The sequence below is a fragment of the Blautia caccae genome, from assembly GCF_040095955.1.
Classification (GTDB): domain Bacteria; phylum Bacillota; class Clostridia; order Lachnospirales; family Lachnospiraceae; genus Blautia; species Blautia celeris.
In genome coordinates this window covers 1-4,708 of sequence record NZ_JBBMFP010000048.1, presented here as the reverse complement: position 1 = coordinate 4,708, position 4,708 = coordinate 1, and the positions used below count along the sequence as shown (strand labels likewise).

The window sequence follows — 4,708 nt, the reverse complement described above, 5'->3', positions numbered from 1 at the left end:
CATCTGAATGTATTATGTCACATCACTAAAAGAAAGGAAAATGTGATGTTTTAGCTTCTATAAACATCATACAAGAAAAAAATGAACGATTTAGAGAGAGCAAAAGCAATACTTCCGGAGATGACCGCAAACAGAAGATTTCTGCATCAGAATCCGGAGCTTGGTATGAACCTGAAGGTTACCACAGAATTTGTCATGGAGAAGCTGCGTGAAATGGGCATTGAGCCGAAGCTCTGCGGAGGCTGCGGCGTCACTGCCCTTATCGGCAAAAAAGAGGATGGCCCGGTGTTCCTTTTAAGGGCAGATATGGATGCCCTGCCCATGAAGGAGGAGAGCGGCCTTCCCTTTGCGGCTAAAGGCGATACTGCTCACTGCTGCGGCCATGACATGCACACGGCCATGCTTCTGGGTGCTGCGAAGATATTAAAAGAGCAGGAGGAAGAACTTCCCGGACGTGTTAAGCTCATGTTCCAGCCGGGCGAAGAGACCCTGGAAGGGGCAAAAGCCATGATCGCAGACGGAATCCTGGAAAAGCCCCATGTGGATGCTGCCATGGGAGTACATATGGCGCCTCTGGCTCCTGCCGGATTTGTGGGATACAATGCGGGAGTCGTGTGTAATTCCAGTGACCTGCTGGAAATTTCCATTGAGGGAAAAGGCGGGCACGGAGCAAGCCCTCATCACTCGGTGGATCCCATCAATGTGGGCCTGCATATCCATCTGGCCCTTCAGGAGCTGATCGCCAGGGAGGTAGACCCCCAGGATCAGGCGGCCCTGACTTTCGGAGAGTTCCACAGCGGGGATGCCAAGAACATTATCCCGAAGACGGCATACATGGGCGGCACTTTAAGAACCGTGAGACAGGAGACAAGGGAATATCTGCTGGCAAGGATCAAAAACTGTGTGGAGATGACCGCCGAAATGTTCCGGGCAAAGGCAGAACTGAAAATACCCGCCTCAGTCAGCGCGCTGACAGTGGATGAGGCATGCGCGGATATTGTTGGAAAAGGATTTGCCGAAACACTCGGAAAGGCAGCCGTCCGTGTCAATCAGACGACCTCCGGCTCAGAGGATTTTGCTGAGGTGAGCCGTCTGGTACCCTCCATGTTCTTTGCAGTGGGCGGCGGGGACCGGAAACACGGCTATGAATTCTCAGCACACCATCCGAAAGTCCGCTATGATGAGACGAGCCTTGTAAGCGGCGCTGCGGCCTTTGCCTGCGGTGCGAAAGCATATCTTGCGGCGAAGGTGAAGTAGTAGTAAACTGAATATAACGATAGCAGGTCTGTGCGGTTACTGCGCAGGCTGCAGGAAAATATTCTTTGGAAAGGTGGCAGACGATGAAATACAGAACAGCAATTATCAGTACAGAATTTATGGATACCAGGGTGAAGGAGGCAGTCCTTCCCTTTGAGGAGCACTGTACGTTTACCACCTATTATTATAAAAAATCATCGGAGATTCCGGAAATCTATAAAAGCATTGAAGACAAGTATGACGGATTCATTGTAAACGGCATTATTTCAAGAGCCATGCTGCGCGCAGCCTGCCCGGATACAAAGAAGCCCATTGAGACCTTTCATGTGGATATGCTGGCTTATTATCAGGAGCTGTTTCGCCTCATGACGCTGAAGCCGGATCTGAAGGCAGAGCGCCTCTATGCGGATTTCATGATGGGGAAAAATATCAGGGAAGCTGTGGAGAACGGCACGCTGGATGCGGAGGGAGAGAACTTCTGCAGTCTGGTGGCACATATGAGCCTGGAGGAGTTAAAAGAACTCCGCTTTAAGATGGTGGAGGATGTGCGCGGAAAATGGGAGGCAGGCCGGATCGACCAGGTCATCACAAGGCTCAGTACAGCGGCAAAGGATTTTGAGGAGATGGGGATTCCCTGCCACTTTGTATATCCGGGCATTCCTTACATGCGGGATGTGATAAAGCAGCTCCTCATGACCCTTGAGATGGACAGGATGAAGGAGAGCATGCCTGCAGTCATCAATATCACTGCGGACAGAGGCGGACAGGAGCGGGATGAGCTGGGAGAGCTTGCTATGCAGACTGCGATCCTGCAGTTCTCAAAGGAATATGACTGCGATTTTATGCTCCAGAGACATGCCTCTGTGTATGAGGTCTATACCAGTGCCGGTGTGGTAGACAGGATCACGGAAACATATTCTGTCTGCATGCTGAAAATATATCTTGAGAAAAAAACAGGAGCCCGGGTATGCATCGGATACGGACTGGGAAGAGATACCACGCGCGCCAGACTGGAGGCCATGAACGCCAACCAGGAGTCCATGATGCATCCTCAGGGCGCCAGCTATGCCATCGATGAAAACGAAAACCTGATCGGCCCTCTGGTCTCAGGAAACTGTATGGTACTGTCCACAACCCCTTCTGAGAAGTATGCCGAAATGGCAGAAAAGACAGGGGTATCGGCACTGACCCTGCAGAAGATCTGCACAGTGGCCCGGAAGCAGGAGGAAGGAAGCGTAACCGCCCAGCTCCTTGCGGACAGCCTGGGTGTCACAGTGCGCGCAGCCAGCAAATACCTTCAGAAGATGGTGACCGCAGGCGCCGCGCAGGTGGTGGGCACCAAACAGCGGAAGACAAGAGGAAGGCCGGAACAGATCATCCGGATCTCCGACTAACGGAGATGGATTATGGGAAATGTAAGAGATTATCTGACAGCATCAAAATGCAGCTGCCCTGTATGGGGAGAGGAGGATACCATTTATTACCTGGATACCAGGGATGGTGCACCTCAGATCTGGGAAAAGGACCTGCGTACGGGAAACAGCAGAAAAAGAACACATAACAGCGATAAGATCAGCCGGATGCAGTTTGGCAGAGGGCAGATATTCTTCGCTATGGATATGGACGGGGATGAAAATGAACAGATATACAGCATCGGCGCAGACAGCGAAGAGGTCACGCCTGTTGTATATCATCCGAGAAACGTGCGCAGCCATCTGGGGGATGTGGGCAGTGAATGGGTGTACTATGCCTCCAACAAAAGGCTGCGCTGTATTTTTGACATCTGCAGAAAGAATCTGGAGAACGGAAAAACAGATATATTAATAGAAGGAAAAGACGCAGTCTGTCTTCCTCTTTGTGTAAGCCCGGATGAAGAACTCCTTTTATATAGTAAAAGAACTTCATTTGCTGACATGCAGATATACTGCAGGAACCTTTTGACCAATCAGGAGACAAAGGTGAGCCCCAAACGTCAGTGCGCCATGGAGGACAGCCCAGTGTGGCTGGGGGACGGAAGCGGCTTTTATTTTATCAGCGACAGGGAGCGGGAGTTCAAACGAGTTCTGTTCTGGGACAGGGAAACAGGCCGGACGGAGGAGGTATATGAGGTAAACTGGGATGTCACGCATATAGCCGTGTCGGGAAAGGACCGGTATCTGGCTGTTGTGGTCAATGAGGACGGAGATTTCGGAATCCATATTCTGGAGACAGAGACAGGAAAAGAGATAGAGATTCCCCGGATCCCCAGGGGAACCATTGGGGATGAGGAGCCTGTCACATGGTCAGAGGAAGGATACAGGCTGCTTTTTTCCTTTGAAAGCGGCAGCAGGATCCAGAATATCTGGCTGCTGGACATAGAAAAGGGAATTTTGGAACAGGTGACGGAAAATGAACATATGACTGTAAGGCAGGAGGATTTGACAGAGCCTGTGCTGTGCCGTTACAAGAGCTTTGACGGCCTGGAGATCCCATACTGGCTCTATGTCCCCAAGGGGATACCCGCCGGGAATCTGCCGGTGGCTGTCTATATTCACGGAGGACCGGAATCTCAGATCCGACGCTTTTACGAGGAGACCATCCAGTACCTGGTCAGCGAAGGCATTGCAGTGGCAGCCCCCAATGTGCGGGGAAGCACAGGATACGGCAAGACCTATCAGGATCTTGACAATAAGGAAAAGCGTCTGGACGCAGTGAGAGACATCGAGGCGCTGGTGAAGCATCTGACTGAGAACGGGACTGCGGATCCAAAGCGGATGGCAGTCTTCGGAAGAAGCTACGGGGGTTATATGACCCTTTCCTGCGCGGCCAGGATGCCGAAGCTCTGGGCCTGTGCAGTGGAGGTTGTGGGTATGTTTAATCTGGTAAGCTTCCTGAAGCATACGGCAGGATACCGAAGAGCTGCCAGGGAGGCTGAGTACGGAAGCCTGGAACAGGACAGACAGTTACTGGAAGACATCTCCCCGGAGGCAGTCATTGAGAATCTGGAATGTCCGCTTCTCATCGTGCACGGAGCCAATGACACCAGGGTGCCTGTGAGCGAGGCGGAGCACGCGGCAAAACGTCTGAAAGCCCTTGGAAGAGAGGTGGAATACCTCTGCTTTGAGGACGAAGGACACATGATAATTAAGCAAAAAAACAGAATAAAGTATATTTTGACCGCAGCAGAATTCCTGAAATCGCATTTGTTGCAAAAATAGCCAAAATACTTTCTGGTGTATTAGTACATTTTCCCTTTATCAGACTAAAATGGAGAAGGGATTTCGGTTAAATTATCTAAAAAAAATTCAAAGCATCGTAGAACTTTATCAGAAATAGACGTTTTTTAGACTGTCCCAATGCTAAAATCATAAAAAAAGTAAAGGAGACGATGTGAAATGAACAATGCGGAAATCGGAAAAGCAATGGTAATCAAACTGGATCCCGTTCTGCCGGAGTACCCGACCTTTAAAGA

3 protein-coding genes are annotated in these 4,708 nt (G+C 50.6%); all 3 read left to right on the top strand.

What is annotated here, in order from left to right; genetic code table 11:
* Positions 1-81 precede the first annotated feature (81 nt).
* The 3 genes from WMO65_RS25815 (at position 82) to WMO65_RS25805 (ending at position 4,454) form a co-directional block, all read left to right on the top strand.
* Positions 82-1,257 (top strand): M20 metallopeptidase family protein, encoded by a 1,176-nt coding sequence (locus WMO65_RS25815; protein WP_148393488.1) that lies wholly within the window; start codon positions 82-84, stop codon positions 1,255-1,257.
* 83 nt (positions 1,258-1,340) lie between these two features.
* Entirely contained in the window at positions 1,341-2,651 is a 1,311-nt protein-coding gene (locus WMO65_RS25810) for a helix-turn-helix domain-containing protein (RefSeq protein ID WP_103732965.1), read from the top strand.
* 12 nt (positions 2,652-2,663) lie between these two features.
* The gene (locus tag WMO65_RS25805; protein WP_148393487.1) at positions 2,664-4,454 is read left to right on the top strand and encodes a S9 family peptidase; all 1,791 of its coding nucleotides are present in this window, start codon (positions 2,664-2,666) and stop codon (positions 4,452-4,454) included.
* Positions 4,455-4,708 lie beyond the last annotated feature (254 nt).